This window comes from Wukongibacter baidiensis, from assembly GCF_050888315.1.
In the GTDB taxonomy this organism is placed as follows: domain Bacteria; phylum Bacillota; class Clostridia; order Peptostreptococcales; family Caminicellaceae; genus Wukongibacter; species Wukongibacter baidiensis.
Genome location: NZ_CP138202.1, coordinates 278682 through 299843, shown reverse-complemented (window position 1 = coordinate 299843; position 21162 = coordinate 278682). Strand labels below are relative to the sequence as shown.

The window sequence follows — 21162 nt, the reverse complement described above, 5'->3', positions numbered from 1 at the left end:
CCGCTAAACCATTCTTTAGCTCATTCTATATCAGTAGTTTTCATGCAAATGACACTGTAAAAGTAAGACCATTTATAAGATTTTCGCCAAACCGTCAATTTGCATCTAATAATCACAAATTTCTAGTATAAGATGATCACTTGAAAATTTCTCTAAAGTTGGATCGAAATACTTGTCCTTTATCCTATTAATACTGGAATCCCATGTAGTGTCAATAATAACCCATCTTCCATTTATAAACGCCTCATTCCAGGCATGATTAATATTAGTTTTGTCTGTACTATCCCAATCTCCTGATGTTCCAACGCCTAAGGCTGCACCGTGAATAATGCGAGTTTCTATACCTATTGCCCTCAATAAAGCTGCAGTTAATCTCGAATATCCAGAACACACAGCTTTTTTGTTTTTTAATACACTTAACGCATCGGTAGGCAAATAGTCTCCAGAATGATATCCATCTCTATCATAATCAATATTAGAAGCTACCCAATCATGAATTTTTCTAAGTTTTTCATAATCATCATTCTCATCACCTATAATTTCATTAGCTAAAGCTATAATTTCTTCACTGTCACTTTGAACATTCTGACTAGCTTTCAAATAGATATCTTTATGTAAATCACTATAAGAATTGTACTTCTCTACATTATCTAGATAAATATCTAGATAATCTTCAGATAATTTTAGATATAACCTTCCATTATGATTTATTAATAAAATAGGAAGATCATGATTATCAAAACGACCATTTTCTTCAGTTCTTATATAAATAGTTATATTATAATATACACTAGGCTTAATATCTAGTGTTAAGGATTTTGAAAAAGAATCTTCATCTATCTGAAACACCTCTTGAAAAATCCTAGTTTCAGAGACCTTATCTTCTATTCTAATCCACAGCTCTTCGCACTTCTCAATGGCCCCACTTATTTCCAACACATTCTCTGAATCCGTACCGATTTCTAAATATTCATTTTTAACATTAGATAGCCCATATGTATACTCACTCATTAAACTACTTTCATCCACATCAATATCATTTACTGTAGTTGTATGAAACTCCATTTCAGTTTTTTCTTTTAGCGTTTTATGACTAACAGATCTTACACTTTGCAGAACATGGATTTTGTATTTACTATCAGAATCATATCCACCTACTGGTGCTTTTAATCTTACGCTATGTTTATCACCCATAATCACTAGTGTATTATCTATTCTTTCTCCATTTTCATTTGTAATATATATATTGCTATTATCAATATTCGACCAATCTAGTTCCATATTAAACTTTATTTCCCACTCTTTATCTATTGGTACATCTGTTTTAGCTGGAAATTCTACTTCTGCATATGATGATATTGTAGTAATTATAACTAATATAGCTGTTAATATGATTGAATAACGTTTCTTCATGAAAAATCCCTCCTCTAAATACTTTCTCAATTATACATAATACCCCATGTCGCAATTTGTAGTAATTTGTAGTAATTCATCAAAATATTCTCTATTCCTTGAAAAAGCTTTTTTGCTTCTACTTTCAGTAGCTTAAATTTTGTAAAAAAAGAAACGGAAAATCCTTCTTGGATTCTCCGTTAAACCGTTCTTTAACTCGGTACAAAATCAATTTAATTTATAACTCCTTAATTATTTGGTTCATAATTTGGATTTTCTAACATATATTTAGCTATCTCTAGTAAGTCATCTTCATCAATTTCTCCATTTGCTACTACATCAGTATTGTAATCTTCTAGTTCTGAAGACTCTGGATCCTTAGAGAAATGTCTAGCATCGATACCTAAATCAAGCAATGTAAATTCTCCACTGTTATTAACATCCGCCATTGCCTCTATTATTATCGTTCCTTCACCGCATTCTTCATCTGTTAAATCCTTTTCCATTTCTATACCATCTGTTACTCTACCCTTGATTACGTCTACAAGAGCTTCTCCTGTTTCAATACCCTTAAATTCTAGTTTAAGCAGTATTTCTTTATTATCTACAATGTTGTCTTCACCCTCACTTGCTATTATAACCCTTAGTTCTCCATTGTCTGTTTCTTCGATTGATTTTACTAATTTCATTCCATCTACTTCTTCGAAACCTGAGAATTCTAGTTTTTCTTCATCATATTCTATTTTTATGTCTTCTGCTGCTATTTCACTTATATTGTCTATAACTAGGTCAGCTGTTACTTTTTCATTTACTTTTATTTTTTCTTTTTCTGGTTCTATGTCTAGCACTACGGATTCTACAGTAATTTCATTATATGGCTTCAGTTCCCCATTTTCGTCTATGTCTACTGCATCAAATGCACAATAAAATTTATCATTTGTTCTAATAATGACACTATGCTCACTATCACTTAAATCAGTTTTTTCAAAATTGATAGAGCAAGCAACATTTCCACCAGATTCAGCAGTTGATTGGTCCATAATATAGTTTTGGTTATCAATAATTACTGAAATATTATCAGAGTAACTATTCCAGTTATTAGCAATGATTCTCAATTTATCACCAGTAAAATTAAACTTGATTTCTTCACCTTCTGTATCAAAATATATGCATCCTCCATTGTAAAAATTATTGCTTGAATAATTAATAATTCCTTCTGAATAACTGAATCTTGAATCTTTATCATCTATCCTTTTCCAACCACTCTCGGGTTGCAATAATTGCTCTCCCACACTAGCAGCATAAACTTGAATTCCTAAACTTGAAAAAGCAAAGCATACCAAAAATAACAATATTCCTAGTTTTTTAATTTTCATTTTTCATCCTCCTTATAGTAAATTATTTTATATGCAAATTCTATTATAATCTACAAAATGTTACATTCAAAGAAATTATTTCCGACACTTTTCGACCTGTTCAGCTTAAATAATGATATCTAAGCATTTTCTAATTCTCAGCCTAATAAAAAAGACTGGGCTTACCCAATCTATTTTAAGTAATGCTTTAAAGTCAAAAAACAATTAAGGATAAGGCCAAAGCCTTACCCTTAATAATCTTAATCTTCATATTCCATTACTTCAAACTGTAAAATCTTATCAGCTACTATATAATCCTTTCTGCTCTCAAATGGCCCAATATTATAATCTTTTTCTATTACATAGTATGGGTCATCTCTATCCTCAAACCAATCGATAAAATCTTCTACATCATCTATTGATAGATCGTATTCGTTTATCTTTCCATTTTGCATTGTTATTCTTAATATTGCCTTGTCTCCGCTACCACCACTACTACTTCCTTCTGGTGTTGCTGAGGCTTCGTTTGAATCATCACTTTCATCGCCATCTATAACAGCAGATACAACATAATAGTATGTTGTCCCATTTTCAACATCCCTGTCTGTATAACTTGTTCCTGTAATATCTTCTTCTATAATTGTATATGGTCCACCTTCTGTTTCTGATCTTTTTACAATATAGCTATCAGCACCTTCTACTTCATCCCATGAAAGGCCTACTTCTTCGTCTCCTGCTGCTGCTTTTAGATTAGTTGGAGTGTCTGAATTTATCAAATATCCATCTTTATCTATATCTATAGCATCAAAACCACATCCTGTATTTAAACTTTCAATAACAACATTATGTATACCTAATGACAAGTCAGTTATTTCAAATAATAAAATTTGAAAATCTAATGATGCTCTATTACTTAAAACTCCTGAAACATCAACATCATCAATTAATATCCTAAAATCTCCTGAACCTGAAGTTGTTGATACATAAGAAATATATCTTAATTTGGTTCCATAAAATCTAAATTTTATTTTTGAAGTTGAATCTGTAGTATAAATATGACCACCACTATATGATGAACTCTTTGTAGTACCATGCCAAGTTCCTTCTTTTACGAACGATGTATTTGTATTATCATATCTTTTCCATCCGCTTTCTGGTTCTAATAATTTATCACCAACCTCAGCAGCATAAGCCTGTATTCCTGTACTCGTAAACACAAACGATACCATTAACATAGCTACTATAAAGTAGGCTCCTAATTTTTTTAACTTCATCTTTTTTCCTCCTTCAGTAAGTTCTAATATTTATATATATTCTACAGGCAAATATTAGAAAAAAACAGTCTATTATTTCTTTTTTCGACATAATATACTAAAAGGTTACAAAACTTTTCTCTAAAGGAAGGTATAACCATTAGTGCTTATATAAAGGAATCATTTAACTTGCAATCATCTAGGAAGTTACCTAAGTTCTCGTATATTTCTTGTATTAGGTCCTCAATATCTTCCTGACTAAAGATGACCTTTGCTGAATTAGGCATAGCTATGTGTAATTTCTCAGCTATCCATTCAAACTTCTCTTCCCCACTAGCAAACTTCTTTTCTGCCAGGATAAAAAGGGACGGAGGCGGTGACACCCTAGAAAAGGTTATTGCTGATAATGGTAGAGTTACAGCTATTTGCTTTAAGAATAGACTAACCCATAAATTTATATATATAGATTAAAATAGTCCTCCTAGGGCTTTTATTTTACTCAAAAATATCGCTTTTTGACCATGCTTAAACTCAGTCGTATCAACAACTGGGAGAAATCATACCTACTCACACCTTCCGGCAACCATAGCATAAAAAACATGGCAAATAAATAGAAAAAAGGAGAATCGTGTTGAGATTCTCCTTTTCTCATATTTTAATGACTTCTGAAATTTGATTTTATATTACTACTCCCAGTTCTCTTAATAATTTTACACAATCCTTATATCCAGCAATATATAAATTTTCATTAGCACAAGTGCCTCCATAGAATTTCTTACTTATATATTTCTCTACAAACTCTTTATCCTTTTCATTTAATGAACTAAGTATTTCATCGAGTCTCTCGCTATGTTTACTTAAATAGCACTCTATTTCCTGATATTCCAGATCAGTATTTCTAAAATCCCTATATGCTGTTTTTAGCATTTGCGCTGCAAAGTTACTAAAATGTTCCTTTACATCTGTCATATAATCATACCTCCCATTCTTGAATTACTATCTCAAACAGGATATAATAGATTTACCGCTATTCTTGATAGTGGTGGATAAAAAGTGGTGTGTTAGCTTGTCGGCGACCACCGCTTTTTTATTTATCCTTTAGGCCATCATGATACTTGTGAATACTTTTACGAATCATTTCCGAACGGTTTAATTTCTCAACTTCACAGCATCTATCAAGTTTCTTTACCGTAGTTTCATCCATCCTAATTCGCACTGAAATATTCTTAGGATTATCCGTAGGACGACCTATTTTTTTCTGTGACAAATATTCACCTCCTTTTGTATCTCCAAAACAATTATAACTTATGGAGATACAAAAGTCAATTATAATGAAAAGATACGTGTAGACTCGTGAAGCCTAGAATAATAGAGAATGACTAATGCTTTTTTTATTGCCAAATATTAAAGGTAGAGATTTTTACTCTACCTTTAAATTTGATCTAATTTCCTATACTTTAGTTCATTTTAGTTGTTTGGTTCATAGTTTGGATTTTCTAACATATATTTAGCTATCTCCAATAGGTCATCTTCATCTATCTCACCATTTACTACTACATCTGTATTGTAATCTTCTAACTCTGTAGATTCCGGATCCTTAGAGAAGTGTCTAGCGTCAATACCTAAGTCAAGCAATGTAAATTCTCCACTATTATTAACGTCTGCCATAGCTTCTATTATTATCGTTCCTTCACCACATTCCTCATCTGTTAAATCCTTTTCCATTTCTATACCATCTGTTACTCTACCCTTGGTTACGTCTACAAGTGCTTCCCCAGTTTCAATACCCTTAAATTCTAGTTTCAGTAGTATTTCTTTATTATCTACAATATTGTCTTCACCTTCACTTGCTATTATAACCCTTAGTTCTCCATTGTCTGTTTCTTCGATTGATTTTACTAATTTCATTCCATCTACTTCTTCAAAACCTAAGAATTCTAGTTTTTCTTCATCGTACTCAATCTTTATATCCTCTGCAGCTATTTCACTTATGTTGTCTATAACAAGGTCAGCAAATACTTTTTCATTTACTTTTATTTTTTCTTTTTCTGGTTCTATGTATAGAATCTTAGAGTTATTCTGATTATTACTTCCACCATTGTATGGGCTAAAACCTTCTGGTATATCATATTTGAATGGACTTGCACCAAAATTAGCTGTAACTGTATTTTCATTATATGAACCACTACCGGACGATACATATGGATAGACTTCACCCATTGATGATATATCTGTAAACGCTACTCCTTGTGATACACCATTTTTAAAGAACTCTATGGTGCCATTATCAAGGTCTAAGGCCACACCTATGACAGTATTTGAAGTATATCTTTCTCCATATTTTGTTCTCCCCGGAAAAATATTACCGTCATAACTGTAGTATGCTCTTATATTATCTGTATCATATTGTGCGCTTTGCATTGACGCATCATTATTGGCTATACCAATCAACATGTTTATCATGTACCCTATTTCCATCTCCCAATACCATTTCCCTGAACTTCTTGGAACTGTTGCTTTTACTCCATTGAGATTATATGGAACAATGGCTGTTAGATCATTCTCTGACAATATAACATCTTTTCCTTTATCATTTGAATCCCATGTCACTTCTTCAGTTGCTGCATATACCTGCATTCCTACACTAGAAAAAATAACACAAACCATTAATAGCAAAATTCCTAACTTTCTAATTCTCATCTTTCGTCCTCCTTATGATAGTAAATTTTTTTATACAAATTCTATTATAATCTACAAAATGTTACATTTAAAGAATTTGTTTCCGACAGTTTTCGACTTATTTAGTCTAAATAACGATATCTAAGCATTTGTCATCACATCTCAGCCTAATAAAAAAAGACTGGGCTTCCCCAGTCTATTCTAAGTAATACTTTAGTGTCAAAAAAGGATAAGGCCAAAGCCCTATCCCCATAATCTTAGTCTTCATATTCCATTACTTCAAACTGTAAAATCTTATCAGCTACTATATAGTCTTTTCTACTTTCAAATGGCCCTATGTTATAATCTTTTTCTATTATGTAATAAGGATCATCTCCGTCTTCAAACCAATCGATAAAATCTTCTACTTCATCCATTGACAAATCGTACTCGTTTATCTTTCCATTTTGCATTGTTATTCTTAATAATGCCTTGTCTCCACTACCACTGCTACTTCCTTCCGGTGTTGCTGAAGCTTCGTTTGAATCATCACTTTCATCACCATCTATAACAGCAGACACAACATAATAATATGTAGTTCCATTGTCAACTGTCCTATCTGTATAGCTTGTTCCTGTAATATCTTCTTCTATAATTGCATATGATCCACCTTCTGTTTCTGATCTTTTTATAATGTAAGAATCTGCACCTTCAACTTCATCCCATGAAAGGCCTACTTCTTCGTCTCCTGCTGCTGCTTTTAGATTTGTTGGAGTGTAAGGATGCAGCAATTCACCATCTTCATCTATGTCTATTGCATCTAATGTAAAATAAGCATTTCCATCTGTATTTTGTTTTTCTACTTTTACTGTATGATATCCATAATCCAAATCAACTTTTTCAAAACCTAGTACACTTCTAGATACAGATTCAGCATATTCACTATAAGAAACTGGTAGATTATCATCAATAGTAACTTGTATATTTTCAGCATGATTGTAATTAAAATCCGTTATAATTCTAAATTTGGACCCGTAAAATTTGAATACGTAGTACGGCTTAGAAGTAGTAAGCACTAAATGGACAGTTGACTTGTAGTTACCGCTATAACTTCCAACACTCCATCCTCCTCCACCATAAAATATTTGAGGAACAGTATCATCATATCTTTTCCATCCACTTTCAGGTTCTAATAATATTTCACCTATTTCTGCTGCATATACTTGAATTCCTGTACTTGAGAAAATGAAACATACCATCAATAACAATATTCCTAATTTTTTAGCTCTCATCTTTCATCCTCCTTATATAATTCACATTTTCTGTGTGCAAATTCTATTATAATCAACAATTTATTACATTTAAAGTAATTTATTCCGACATTTTTCGACCCATTCATCTTAAATGATGATATCTAAGCATTTGTCATCATATCTTCTAATTCTCTGCCTAATAAAAAAAACCGGGTTTCCCCGGCTAAAGTAAATCTTACTTAATAAAGTTTAGTTATTTGGATCATAATTTGGATTTTCTAACATATATTTAGCTATCTCTAACAAGTCATCTTCATCTATTTCACCATTTACTACTACATCGGTGTTGTAATCTTCTAGCTCTGTAGATTCCGGATCTTTAGAGAAGTGTCTAGCGTCAATACCTAAATCAAGCAATGTAAATTCTCCACTATTGTTAACGTCTGCCATAGCCTCTATTATTATCGTACCTTCTCCGCATTCTTCATCCGTTAAATCCTTTTCCATTTCTATACCATCTGTTACTCTACCCTTTGTTACGTCTACAAGTGCTTCTCCTGTTTTAATACCCTTAAATTCTAGTTTCAGCAGTATTTCTTTATTATCTACAATATTGTCTTCACCTTCACTTGCTATTATAACCCTTAGTTCTCCATTGTCTGTTTCTTCGATTGATTTTACTAATTTCATCCCATCTACTTCTTCGAAACCTAAGAATTCTAGTTTTTCTTCATCATATTCTATTTTTATGTCTTCTGCTGCTATTTCACTTATGTTGTCTATTACTAGATCAGCAAATACTTTTTCATTTACTTTTATTTTTTCTTTTTCCGGTTCTATATCTAATACACTTGTGCTATTTTGCCCACTACCTTCACCATTGTAAGGACTAAACCCTTCTGGAATATCATATTGAAATGGTGTAGATCCAAAGTTCGCTGTCATCTTTGCTCCTCCAGAACTGCTACCAGATGTTACATAAGGGAAAACTTCTCCTAAGGATGAGATATCCGAAAATGCAACCCCTTGTGATATACCATTTTTATAAAACTCAATTGCCCCAATATCAAGGTCTAAAGCTACACCTATGACATCATTTGTACTATATGCATCTCCATAGGTATTTCCACCGGGATAAGTTCTCCCAGAACTATAATATAATCTTGAATTAGGAGTATTGTAGGTTGGACTATTCATTGAAAGATCTGAATTCGCAATACCAATCATTGAATAACCAGTTTGATTTATTTCTATCTCCCAATACCATTTACCTGACTCTTTTGAAACATTTGCTTTGGAACCATTTCTCATATTTGGAATAGTTACAGTAAGATTGTTATTCTCTAGGGTAACATCAGATCCTTTGTCACTATCGTCCCAAGTTACTAGTGACGCAGCAAAGATCTGTGACCCAGAACTAGCAAAAACAAGTGCTATCATCAGTAACGCTACAGTAAAGTATACTCCTTGCTTTCTAACATTCATTTTTCGTCCTCCTTATTGTCAATTATTTTATATACAAATTCTATTATAATCTACAAAATGTTACATTTGAAGAATTTATTTCCGACATTTTTCGACTTATTCAGTTTAAATAATGATGTCTACGTATTTGCCATCACATTTTCTAATTATATGCCTAATAAAAAAAGACTAGGCTTCCCTAGCCAATGCTAAGTGATACTTTATCGTCAAAAAACAAAAAAAGATAAGGCCGAAGCCTTACCCTATTAATCTTAATCTTCATATTCCATTACTTCAAACTGTAAAATTTTATCCCAACTACCACTGCTACTTCCTTCTGATGTTGCCGATGCTTCGTTTGAATTTGGGCTTACAACATAATAATATATAATTCCATTTTCAGCATCCCTTCTTGAATGATAAAAAGGGACGGAGGCAGTGACACCCATATACTAAGTATATAAAACTTGAAAAAGCACAAACTGATTAGTTATCAATTTGCAAGATTTTTATTTGAATTTTGTAGCATAGTTTGAATCTAGTAACACTTTCATAGAGAGCAAATAGCTCTCTATTTTATTGACTTGCGGTAACCCTCAATTTTGTCTAGATTAAATATATACTTTTTAATAATTGTGAATTTTAGTGCATATTATAAACTATCTATATTTAATTCAAGGAGGAGAATATTTTGAAAACAGCACAATCAATTCCGCAAAACCTTTTAGTTTTAGCTAAAAGACTTAATCCATATGCCTCATTTCCAAATAAACCAGGAGCAGGTACTATAATATCAAGTTATTTTATTGGTGATATATCCCAAGGCGACATATATTTCTTAGCTACTGCGAAATCTCACGACGATAGATTGTATTTGATACATCATATTGTTGCTGATCCACTTATTGATGCAGTACCCAACATTTTATTACAGTCTTCCTACTTATTTATGACATGGGATAAAACGGGCAAAATTCTTGAATGGGCTGCTGGCCAACCAAAATAGTTTCTTGAAAAAGGTCGCTTTTATGGCCTTTTATTCTTTTATGACTCATATTAACTTCATTAACCCCTCAGTTAGCACATAGGCTTATAAAAAACTGCATTAAAGGTTAAAATATACTTTAAGTCTAACAATTGGAGTTTTCATGTATAAGAATAATGACACTTTACTAGCAATTATAGGATTCACAATGATGTTTGGATCTTTAGCTTTGATGTGGTTCTTTCCATCTTTTTTCACCTTTGGAGTAATCTTATTACTGTTGTGTATTACAGCAATATTCTATTTCGTGCTTTTCCATGGAAAGGTAAAGCCAATATGGGGAGTTCTATTAACTTCTCTAATTTGGCTACTCATCTTTTTAGGAACATATATCGAGAGACTTCCCCTTATAAAAAAATTCGTTGAAAGTGAATCTTGGATAATAAGGAATACACTTGGAAGAATTATTGTCACTATATCTATCGCCTTAGTACTATTAATCTTTAAAATACCAAGGGATTAAATATTTCTCCCACCTATAATAGTCTTATTTTAGCGAATCTTAACATTCCCTTAATTTCTATATCTCAAATAACCACATTATGGTATAATATTTTATTGATAGAAAGGTGTGATATCGCTATGAATTTAAACAAGTATTTTACTTTTGAAGGCCGTATAAACCGTGCAAAATATTTTTTTACTCTTTTATTTTTGGGAATCTTGCTCATCCTTTTTTCCCTTGTGGCTGGATATATAGAAAGTAATATTTTACTCATTTTACTTATTGCCTTGGTTTGTTACAATAAAGTATGTATTATAGTTCAACGCCTTCATGATATTGAGCGCCCAGGTTTCCATTATTTTTTACTTTATATACCAATTTACAATATCTATCTTGGTATATTATTATTATTCATACAAGGGACTAATGGTCCAAATAAATATGGTGATGATCCTCTACAAACCCATTCTGAAGAAGTTGAGTAAGAAATTGTCTATAGGCAGTTTCTTTTTTATTTCTCCGCTAAAGTCTTGATTAATGTATACTTTTCAATCTTTTTCCAATATAATGGAATTGCAATTCTATTGAAAGGATGTATAGTCAATGATGATTGAGCAAACTCTAGTTCTCATAATATTAGGACCATTTCTACCAGTTTTGATTTTCTATATCTTAGACAGGTTCTTTAATCTAAAGATAAAATTTATAAAGAAATTCAAATCCACTAAGGCTTATCAAACTTCAGTATCTATTATTTCGGCATCAGCATATTTTCTATTTGGACTATTTCTTTTCTCAACAGACAATTTGGTAAAACTAAATCCTTTACTTTTTTCTATAGTCTTTTTAAATCAATATCTAGTTCGTATTCCAAAAGAATTGCGTTAATGTTCTATTTAATCTATAATCTAAATTTGTGATAAAAAGAGACGGAGACAGTGACACCTTACTATGCAACTTTACTAAGTTTTTGTACAAAATATATAAGGTAGAGCTTAAGCTCTACCTTAAAATTACATTGAATCAAATTAAATTATCTACTTACAGTACCTTCATATTTTTGTCCCCATAACGATTCTTCTTCTCTAGGAATATTTTTAATCTTGTATGGTTGTCCTACTTTTTTGATTCTACCACTATAGCCATACTTATCTGGGCCATAATCTATTTCGTCAGGAAAAGAAGGTGGAGTTCCCCATTCACCGCCCCAGATTTGTGATTCTATGTCTTTTACAAATGTGATACCATTATTGGATACTATTCCCGTATATTTTTGATAAGATGTGTATCCATTTTCATCAATACCGCCACTGCCGGGGTTTCTTTCTGTGCGAACAGGTCCATCTTTATAAAGATAACCATTATAACCACTTTCATTGTAATATATATATTCGTTAGGGAAATATGAACTATCTTCGTTAGATAATTCAATAGTTTTACTCTGCATTGCTGCAAATGCAACTGAGCACAAAGCAATACTAAATACCAGAATTGACATGGTTATTAAAAATACTCTTCTTTTCATATTTTTTCGTCCTTTCATTGTAGAATATTTAATTACTACTAGGATCCTAATGGTTTGTACATGCACATACATATTATAGTACATTTTTGATTATTTTACAATATATCCCAAGTATTTTTTTGATAAAAAGTAAATTTTTTTCATTTTTGAACAAGTATTAATTTTTTATATTGCATAAAAAATCACTCTCGAAATAGCAAATAGACTAGGTTTCCCTAGCATACATGGTGAAAAAATAGTTTATCAACTAATTTGGTTTACTTTTTCAGATTTTTAACATGTATAATTGCAACTACAGGAGTACAAATAATCTACCCTTGAAATCAAAACTTGTAAAAAGTATATTTGCTAGCTAATATGTTGGATTATATGAGATTGCTTGTTTAGTAATCTCTTTCTTATGCTAACATCTTGTTTTGTTCCATATTTTGTTACTCTATGTTCTAATCCTACTATGTTATAATATTGAGGAATCTTATTGAATAACAGGTGGTGCAGTTATGAATGTAAAAAAATATCTTACTTTTAAAGGTCGTATTAATCGAAAAATTTACTTGTATCTTCAACTTATTTTTCTAATTTCCTATATCTTTTTCGCTATTTACAAACCTGATAACCTTATACAAAGTCTCTTGTTTTGGTCCATATTGTTGTTTAGAAATTTTATTGGTATTACAACATCAGTACAAAGGTTACACGACATAAATACGCCCGGTATAGTTCTTCTAATTCCTATGATTCTTGGACTTGTTGGTCAATTAGCAAATGTGTATATCTTACTTTTGATAGCTTGTGGTTTTTATTGCCATTTAATGATTACAAAAGGTACTTATGGACCAAATAAATATGGAAATGATCCTCTAAATCATACAACTGAATATGTTACTCTTCTAAATGAAATTTGATGAGAAATCGCTTTAATGTAGTGCATCTCGATTTCCGGACTAAGTAACAGTCTAGAAAAGGGGTGCTTTATTAATGCATAAATGATAACAAGGTGCGGAGGTAGTGACACCCTATATTTTTAACATGAATATTATATTTTGCATAGTATATTCAAAAACTTAAAGAGGACTTTATCTTTTTTTATAGAATTCTATGAGTATCAAATTTATCCTTATTCGAAAGGAGCCTTGTTATGAAAAGGAATATTAGCATACTGTCTTGTATATTTGTAATCCTATTTTTAGTATTTTTAAGACTTATCTTGATACTACAACAAGTAATCGTTCCCTAACACCACTTTCCATCACTAACCACTCATTTAATGAATAATCTATATACATTACTGATATCTAAATTTAAACTTTCATACCTTACTCCTCTCTTTCTGGTATAATATATTAGGTTAAACATTGAAGTGAGGTGTAATTATGATTTATTTTCATCTTCTCTCTATTATCTGCCCATCAATTTCTATCATAGTTCTATATCTTGTTAATAAAAAAATTCACTATAAATCTAAGTTAATAAAATGGCTTGGAAGTAAGGCAAGATATCAAATAACACTCTTCTTCTTGACTTTTTTTCCTTCTCTGGTATTGATCTTACTTTTTGACTTTAAGTATTATAGTCCTATACTTACTACAATTCAGTTCTCATTCTATTATTTAATGCATCTTCCTCAAGATAATCACTAAGTCTTATTATAATATTGCTTATATTTTTAAGATAAAAAAAGTGTTATATTATCGGCTTATAATTTTTCCTAAAATAATCTCTTTTAAAGAAATTTTCTTATGAATTTAAAGTTTGATAAATTGCTCATCTTATATACACTATTATCAATTTTATCAACTTATATATTTTTTAAGATAACTAGGTTTATCCTGCACAGATTTAGCCAATCATTTAGATGGGTCAATATCCATTTTTCATTATGTAAATTTTCTCTATAGATTTTGCTAAGTTCTAAATCGTAGTTGTTATGCCATTTAACATATTTAAACTCCAAAGTTGTCACCTTTCCCAAATAATCCTTTCATAGTCATCAATTGTAAATTTTACGCATATATATAACTATCATCCATTGATTTTTTTGATTTAATTAACTATTAGTTTTTCTTTAATTAGTAAGTATTTTTTTCTATACGTATTCTATTTAATTAGTTACTTTTTCATTATTATAAAAAGATTTCTATTTACATATGTTCAATTTCTAAAAAGCGCCTATGATACGTTTGAAGGAGATGGTAATATGTCTAATTATTACGACAATAATAAAAGACTAGCAGCTGAAATTACAATATCCTGGTTAAATGCTATAGGTTCTATGAATGATGCAAATAAACAAGTAAAAATTCTAGAAAACAAAGATATCATTACTGATTTTTATCGTTCAATTTTAGAAGTTATAAATAACCCTAAATAAACTGTTATTCATAGGCGCTAAATAGCACTTTTTTCTGCTTACTCGTTACTTTTTAATTTTTTTCTTACCTCCATATTCATATCTATCCTTTTATTTCTATTGATTCTACATAATTATGAGTGGTATTATTTAATTTGATATTATAAGTTTTATAAACTTGGAGGTACTAATTGTGAAAAAGATTTATTGTCTAATATTACTTATATTTGTATCTACTTCTTTACTTTCATGCACTAAGCAATTCGAACTCTCCGAAACAGATATAAACTATATTTTCTTGCCTGAAGACATATCAGAATTAGATTTATCTGATTATAGGGTAAAGCCTCTTAAAAATAATAAAGATTACTTCTTTACAAAAAGTTCAAATGACTTAGGTTTTTATAGTCTATATCATATATATTTTGTCAATAGCCAAGATAATGAATTTGATGTTCAAACTAATTTATCTATTCAAAACGATGAGCAAAATGCTAATGAACTTTTTAAAACACTTGCAAAACATTTCAAAGATGCTATTGAGCTTGATCCGACTGAATACAATAGTGATAAAGTCTTATTAAAAGTCGATGAAAATAGCTTTGATATATTACTTAAAAAATCTAATCTTGTATACGAAGTCAACATTAGTGGAGCAAATATTAGCATAGCTCAAGTTAAAACTGGTCTACTTAATAAAATTAATTACATTTCAAATAACAAAATAGACTAATTTATCTCAAAATACGAAATCGTTATCGTTCAATTTTAGATTTTTTTTAAAAAAACTAAAAGGTTTTCTCCACTTCCCATAGAATTCTATAAAATGTTAATTTTATCATTATAGCGAAGGGAGCCTTACTGTGAAAAAATTTTTCAAAATATTATATTTTATCTTTCTATCTCTAGTCATAATCATTGGAATACTTTTCGCAATTCTTAGTCGAATAATGGTTCCATAACTACTTACCAGATCCCTAACCCCTATTTTTTTTCATGTATTAAAGAAAGAACGGAAAATCCTTCTTAGATTCTCCGCTCAGCCGTTCTTTATTACTATTAAAATATATTATCATTCAAGTCTTCCGTCTGGAATCCATTCAGAAATTTCTTTTGCCTTTTCTAAATAATTTTCATCAAACAATTCTCCATCAGTCATGGATTTTCTAAAATTCACTATTCTATAGTAAACATATTTACCAGAAGAAGCACCATCTAACCCAAGAAGATATTCATCAGTATCAGCCTCAATTTCTCTTGATTGTGAAGTAAGATTCATATCTAAAACAGATCCTAAAGTATCTTTAGAAATATCGTCTTTACTTGTTTCAGAACCTATATAGTAGTAGGTTACAGAGTTCCAAGGTAGTTCAAAACTCTTAGTACATTCTAGCCTATAGCCATACATTCCTTTCCGAGTAGTATACTCAAAACGTTTTACTTCATAATAATCTGCAAGATGGTTTACAAGGTTATCTAAATTTGTCTTTTTCAGTTGAAAATCTTTATCCTCTAGATCATCATAGTATTCAGTTATTGGAGTAAAGTCACTTATTGGATTTGCTGATAAGTATAGCTTTTTTAAATTTTTCAAATTTTTTAACATGCTTATATCCTTTATAAAATTGTCTTCAAGACATAAAATATTTAAATTTTTTAGATTTTCCAATGAACTTATATCACTTATTTTATTTTCATAAAGATCTAGACTCTTTAAATTCGTTAAGCCTTTTAACGAACTTAAATTAGTAATTTTGTTTTTATGAAGATATAAATATTCTATATTCGTTAAATCTCTCAATAGACTTATATCGCTGATTTCATTGTTACCAAGGTATATTCTTTGCAAATTAGTAAAATATTGTATTCCTTCTAGATTAGAAATCCCTTCTTGCTCGGCATTTATATTTAAGATACTCTCTATTTCACTCTTATATATGTCACCTGTAGGTTTCCCTATTTTTCTCCTTATTACAGATTCTAAGTTTGCATCTGTAAAATTAATTACTTCATCTAAATTGTTTATAGTGTTAAAGTTCATCGTAATTTCATCTTTCAACCCTTTACCAGAAGTTGATTTCACCCCTTTAATATGGAGAGTGTATTTTTCACCAGAATTATAATTACTCCGAGGTACAATTTGTATAAAATTGTAATCCAATAAATCTGGCAAAGGTAATTCACAATCATGTTTATTGCTTTTTGAATCAATGATATAAATATTCTCTTCATTAATAGTACTTTCATCAATGTTCATATTAAATTCGATAGTCCAATCCTTGTTTAAAGGAATATCAATTTTAGTTGGAAATTCTACCGTTGCATATGATGATATTGATGAAAACATTATTAGTAAAGCAGTTAGAAGAATTGAATAACGTTTCTTCATGAAAACCCCTCCTTTATTTACAGTTTCAATTATAAACAATATTCCATGTCATAATTTGTAATAGTTTGTCTAGAAATTATAAAAAATCCTCAACATAGTTGGTACGAATTCTTTTATCACTTTTTTCTCTTATAATTTAATCAATCATAAGGTTTTCTAAATAAAAAAGAGTAAAGCCTAAGCTCTACCCTTTATATCTATGCTATTTCTCATATTTTTCTCTTAATCTTTTTTAAGGTTGGTATGTTGGATCAGTACCACCTTTTGGTTGAGGTACTGTATTTGCATCATTATCATTAGGATCAACCTCATTGAAATACCCATCCCCATCACTATCGGTTCTGATTGGTTCTGTAGCTGTATAACTTGTTCCATTTACAGTATATTTCTTTCCATCAGATGTTTTTATTACTATATCTCCAGCAACTATCGCATTACCAATATTCGTACTAGAATCACCATGCTCAGTTAAGTATAGATCACTTGTTGAAAGCAAGAGATCCACTACAGACTGTCGAGGATGTCCATATGTGTTATCGTCCCCGACACTAATAATTGATACTTCGGGATCTAATTGGTTTACAAATGTTGAATTGTTAGAATGATCACTTCCGTGATGATTGGCTCTAAGTACATCAACATCTCCAATTTCCTTTGCTGCACTTAACTCTATGTCATGATATGTATAGCCATAATCACTCGTTGCATATTCACCTGAGAAATCTCCACCAATCCATTCATCAAAATCGCCAAAGCTAATGATCACACCTACACTGTAATCATTCTCAGACGGTGGTACTGAATCACTACTAAAGTCACCTTTAATTAGAGCTCCATTGCCGTCAGTGGCTATAATATTAACTGTTATGTCTGAACCTAAATCTATCTGATTTGTGCCTTCAACAGCAATCTCTGGATTTAGCTTGTTTTTTCCTTCTCCCTCTAGATAAGCTTTCCACTTATCAAATGTTCCGCTAGTTGTTCCAAGATAATTATTGTAGTCTCTGTGAACCATTTTTCCAACTGTAAAGCCCTGTTCTTCAACAAGATGCCAAAGTCCTCCTTCTCCAGTATATCCAATATGATCCAGATGGAAATGAGATATTAATACATAATCCAATTCTTTTGAGCCTATCACATTCTCTATGTAAGGTCCAATTTTCTCAGCATCTGTGCTACTGTTCCAGTAAGATTCGCCAGCATCAAGAAGAAGAGATTTGCCACTAGGCGAAACCACTAGAGTAGCATCACCTTGTCCGATATTAATATGGTGTATTTCTAAGTTACCAGGGGTCCAACTCCCACCTGATCCTCCACTTGGAGTCGATGAGTTGGATGGAGTTCCTAATCCCCCATCATATGCTTTTGTGGCAGTTTTCCAGTTAGAAGATGTAGTTCCACTAGTAGTAGAGCTGATTCTTTCCATAGTAGCTTTTGTGCCGTTATCTCCAGCATACCAGGAATCAACTGTATCAATTACACTTCCACTAGAATCCTTAAGTTCTAAGTTTTCTATGGTGTTCCCTAAGGCTCCACTATAGATTAAATCGCTTGAAATCTCTGGAACAGTAGTGTCATCTGTTCTCTCTAAAAGAAAATATCCATTTGCAGGAATTGCTCCAGATAAATTTATGGAAGGGGTTCCATCTTTTGCAGATAGTGTCCAGCCACTTAAATCAACACTTTGATTAGTGTTGTTATAAAGTTCGATCCATTCATCGGCGTAACTGTAAGTAGTACCCATCCATGCTATTTCGTTGATTACTACATCATTGTTAGATGCAGCCACTGCTTGGCCAGAAAAATTAAGTAGAGAAAAAACAAGTGCAAAAACAATAATGAAGCTAATTTTTCTTTTCCAATTCATATAGTTGTCCTCCTTTTCTATTTTTAATACACTATGCAACAAATTATCCCAACATTACATGTATTTTCTATTTTTCAGTATATTTGTTAATTTTATACAATAAATACAATCTGTAGGACCATATATCTAATTTCATTTAGATAATTTTCTCAAAAGAAAAAAACCAAGTTTCCTCGGTTCTTCGTTAGTTAATCCTTTAGTAATTTAATAAATTTTTTCTGTACCATCTTTTTTCATACTTCTAAGCAATAAAAAAAGACCGGGTTCGCCCGGCCTAGTAACTTACAAAACTTATTTCTTAATATTCTTTTTTTGTTTTTTTGAATTACTCTTGGTGTAAAATAAAAATTCTTATGTAAAACTAGCTTCTAACGATTTAGTTATTTGGCTCATAATTTGGATTTTCTAGCATATATTTTGCTATCTCTAGCAAGTCATCTTCATCTATTTCACCATTTACTACTACATCTGTATTATAATCTTCTAGTTCTGAAGATTCAGGGTCCTTAGAGAAATGTCTAGCGTCAATACCTAGATCAAGCAATGTAAATTCTCCACTGTTATTAACATCCGCCATTGCTTCGATTATTATCGTTCCTTCACCACATTCTTCATCTGTTAAATCTTTTTCCATTTCTATACCGTCTGTTACTCTACCTTTAGCTATATCTACAAGAGCTTCTCCTACTTCAATACCCTTAAATTCTAGTTTCAACAGTATTTCTTTATTATCTACAATATTGTCTTCACCTTCACTTGCTATTATAACCCTTAGCTCTCCATCGTCTGTTTCTTCGATTGATTTTACTAATTTCATTCCATCTACTTCTTCGAATCCTAAGAATTCTAACTTTTCTTCATCGTAGTCTATTTTTATATCTTCCGCTGCTATTTCGCTTATGTTATCTATTACTAAGTCAGCTGTTACTTTTTCATTTACTTTTATTTTTTCTTTTTCTGGTTCTATATCTAATACACTTGTACCATTTTGCTCGCTACTTTCACCATTATATGGACTAAAGCCTTCTGGAATATCATATTGGAAAGGTGTATTTCCAAAGTTTGCTGTCATCTTTCCAGTATCATATATAATTAAAAACGGATATACCTCATTAAGTGATAGTAAGTCAGTATATGCTATACCTTGTGACTCACCATTTTTATAAAATTCAATTGTACCATTATCCATATCAAGCGCAACACCGATTGTATCTCCAACATTATATACTTCACCATAAGATTTATTATTAATCCATGTAGTTCCATTTCCTCTGTATACTCTTCCATATTGTAGTGAATCTATACTTGTTCCATGATTTAACACCTCATCTTTTGTTGTAACACCAACCATTGCAGCATCTATTCTTCCGCCCTCTTCTATTTTAACTTCATAGTACCATTTCCCACTTGTAACTTCTTTAGTAGCACGAATACCTCTGTAACTTCCTCCAGGATTATTTACTGATAAGTTTCCATTGCTTAATTCCAATGAGCTTTCTTTGTCATTTTGATTAAGTGTAACTTCAACCCCAACAGCAAATGCTTGAGTTCCTAAACTTGAAAAAATAAAGCATACCATCAATAACAATATTCCTAACCTTTTAATACTCATCTTTCGTCCTCCTTATAGTCAACTTTTTAATACAAATTCTATTATAATAAACAAATTGTTACATTTAAAGAAATATTTAACGACATTTTTCGACTTTCGCTTTTAGTCACATCCTGTAAATCTTTCAACCCTTTTTTCTAGTACTTATTTTTTTCATTTCTATATAAAATGACCGATTTCTTCATTTTATGCACACTAATGCTTTATACCATAAAATTATCAGGGATAAGACCAAAGCCTTACCCCTGATATTCCTAATCCTCATATTCCATTACTTCAAACTGTGAAATTTTATCAAACACGATATAGTCTTTTCTACTTTCAAATGGACCTATATTATAATTTTTTTCTATTTTGTAATAAGCCTCTTCTCTATCATCAGCCCTATCCTCATACCAATCAATAAAGTCATCTACATCATTCATTGATAAATCATATTCATTTATTATACCATTAGTCATTGTAATTCTTAATAGCGCTCTACCTCCACTACTGCTGCCTTCTGGTGTAGCTGAAGCTTCATTTGAATTCGGGCTTTCATCCGTCCTCCTCAT

At 31.0% G+C, this 21162-nt stretch carries 19 protein-coding genes; 6 read left to right on the top strand and 13 right to left on the bottom strand.

Features of this window, described 5'->3' with window-relative positions; genetic code table 11:
- Positions 1-105 precede the first annotated feature (105 nt).
- The 8 genes from R9X47_RS01415 to R9X47_RS01380 form a co-directional block, all read right to left on the bottom strand.
- The gene (locus R9X47_RS01415) at positions 106-1413 is read right to left on the bottom strand and encodes a transglutaminase domain-containing protein (protein ID WP_432664903.1); all 1308 of its coding nucleotides are present in this window, start codon (positions 1411-1413) and stop codon (positions 106-108) included.
- Positions 1414-1640: 227 nt separating this feature from the next.
- Positions 1641-2768: a cohesin domain-containing protein gene (locus R9X47_RS01410; RefSeq protein ID WP_432664902.1), complete on the bottom strand. Its 1128-nt coding sequence runs from the start codon at positions 2766-2768 to the stop codon at positions 1641-1643.
- Positions 2769-3007: 239 nt separating this feature from the next.
- Positions 3008-4021 (bottom strand): fibronectin type III domain-containing protein, encoded by a 1014-nt coding sequence (locus R9X47_RS01405; RefSeq protein ID WP_432664901.1) that lies wholly within the window; start codon positions 4019-4021, stop codon positions 3008-3010.
- Positions 4022-4678: 657 nt separating this feature from the next.
- Positions 4679-4969, bottom strand: coding sequence for a hypothetical protein (locus R9X47_RS01400; RefSeq protein WP_432664900.1), 291 nt, complete (start codon positions 4967-4969; stop codon positions 4679-4681).
- Positions 4970-5087: 118 nt separating this feature from the next.
- Entirely contained in the window at positions 5088-5267 is a 180-nt protein-coding gene (locus tag R9X47_RS01395) for a ribbon-helix-helix domain-containing protein (protein ID WP_432664899.1), read from the bottom strand.
- A gap of 200 nt (positions 5268-5467) precedes the next feature.
- Positions 5468-6700: an SPRY domain-containing protein gene (locus R9X47_RS01390; RefSeq protein ID WP_432664898.1), complete on the bottom strand. Its 1233-nt coding sequence runs from the start codon at positions 6698-6700 to the stop codon at positions 5468-5470.
- Between the two features lie 236 nt (positions 6701-6936).
- A complete protein-coding gene (locus tag R9X47_RS01385; protein ID WP_432664897.1) occupies positions 6937-7950 on the bottom strand; it encodes a hypothetical protein in 1014 nt (337 codons plus the stop codon).
- Positions 7951-8160: 210 nt separating this feature from the next.
- Entirely contained in the window at positions 8161-9396 is a 1236-nt protein-coding gene (locus tag R9X47_RS01380; RefSeq protein WP_432664896.1) for an SPRY domain-containing protein, read from the bottom strand.
- 670 nt (positions 9397-10066) lie between these two features.
- On the opposite strand from R9X47_RS01380, the gene R9X47_RS01375 reads away from it, so the two are divergent.
- The 3 genes from R9X47_RS01375 (at position 10067) to R9X47_RS01365 (ending at position 11350) form a co-directional block, all read left to right on the top strand.
- Positions 10067-10381 carry a hypothetical protein gene (locus R9X47_RS01375; RefSeq protein ID WP_432664895.1) on the top strand — a complete coding sequence of 105 codons (315 nt, stop codon included), beginning with the start codon at positions 10067-10069 and terminating at the stop codon, positions 10379-10381.
- Positions 10382-10523: 142 nt separating this feature from the next.
- Entirely contained in the window at positions 10524-10883 is a 360-nt protein-coding gene (locus R9X47_RS01370; protein ID WP_432664894.1) for a hypothetical protein, read from the top strand.
- A 119-nt stretch (positions 10884-11002) separates the two neighbouring features.
- A complete protein-coding gene (locus R9X47_RS01365; RefSeq protein ID WP_432664893.1) occupies positions 11003-11350 on the top strand; it encodes a DUF805 domain-containing protein in 348 nt (115 codons plus the stop codon).
- A gap of 548 nt (positions 11351-11898) precedes the next feature.
- On the opposite strand, the gene R9X47_RS01360 is transcribed toward R9X47_RS01365, so the two are convergent.
- The gene (locus R9X47_RS01360) at positions 11899-12390 is read right to left on the bottom strand and encodes a hypothetical protein (protein WP_432664892.1); all 492 of its coding nucleotides are present in this window, start codon (positions 12388-12390) and stop codon (positions 11899-11901) included.
- A gap of 500 nt (positions 12391-12890) precedes the next feature.
- Between R9X47_RS01360 and R9X47_RS01355 the strand changes: the two genes are divergently transcribed.
- The 3 genes from R9X47_RS01355 (at position 12891) to R9X47_RS01345 (ending at position 15473) form a co-directional block, all read left to right on the top strand.
- Positions 12891-13295, top strand: a complete 405-nt coding sequence (locus R9X47_RS01355; RefSeq protein WP_432664891.1) for a DUF805 domain-containing protein — start codon at positions 12891-12893, stop codon at positions 13293-13295.
- 1292 nt (positions 13296-14587) lie between these two features.
- The gene (locus tag R9X47_RS01350) at positions 14588-14761 is read left to right on the top strand and encodes a hypothetical protein (protein ID WP_432664890.1); all 174 of its coding nucleotides are present in this window, start codon (positions 14588-14590) and stop codon (positions 14759-14761) included.
- A gap of 172 nt (positions 14762-14933) precedes the next feature.
- Positions 14934-15473 (top strand): hypothetical protein, encoded by a 540-nt coding sequence (locus R9X47_RS01345; RefSeq protein ID WP_432664889.1) that lies wholly within the window; start codon positions 14934-14936, stop codon positions 15471-15473.
- A 339-nt stretch (positions 15474-15812) separates the two neighbouring features.
- On the opposite strand, the gene R9X47_RS01340 is transcribed toward R9X47_RS01345, so the two are convergent.
- From R9X47_RS01340 to R9X47_RS01325, 4 genes are all read right to left on the bottom strand, one after another.
- The gene (locus R9X47_RS01340) at positions 15813-17129 is read right to left on the bottom strand and encodes a leucine-rich repeat domain-containing protein (RefSeq protein WP_432664888.1); all 1317 of its coding nucleotides are present in this window, start codon (positions 17127-17129) and stop codon (positions 15813-15815) included.
- A 232-nt stretch (positions 17130-17361) separates the two neighbouring features.
- Positions 17362-18996 (bottom strand): lamin tail domain-containing protein, encoded by a 1635-nt coding sequence (locus R9X47_RS01335; RefSeq protein ID WP_432664887.1) that lies wholly within the window; start codon positions 18994-18996, stop codon positions 17362-17364.
- Positions 18997-19372: 376 nt separating this feature from the next.
- Entirely contained in the window at positions 19373-20608 is a 1236-nt protein-coding gene (locus R9X47_RS01330; RefSeq protein ID WP_432664886.1) for an SPRY domain-containing protein, read from the bottom strand.
- A gap of 254 nt (positions 20609-20862) precedes the next feature.
- On the bottom strand, positions 20863-21162 hold the full coding sequence (locus R9X47_RS01325) for a hypothetical protein (RefSeq protein ID WP_432664885.1): 300 nt from the start codon (positions 21160-21162) through the stop codon (positions 20863-20865).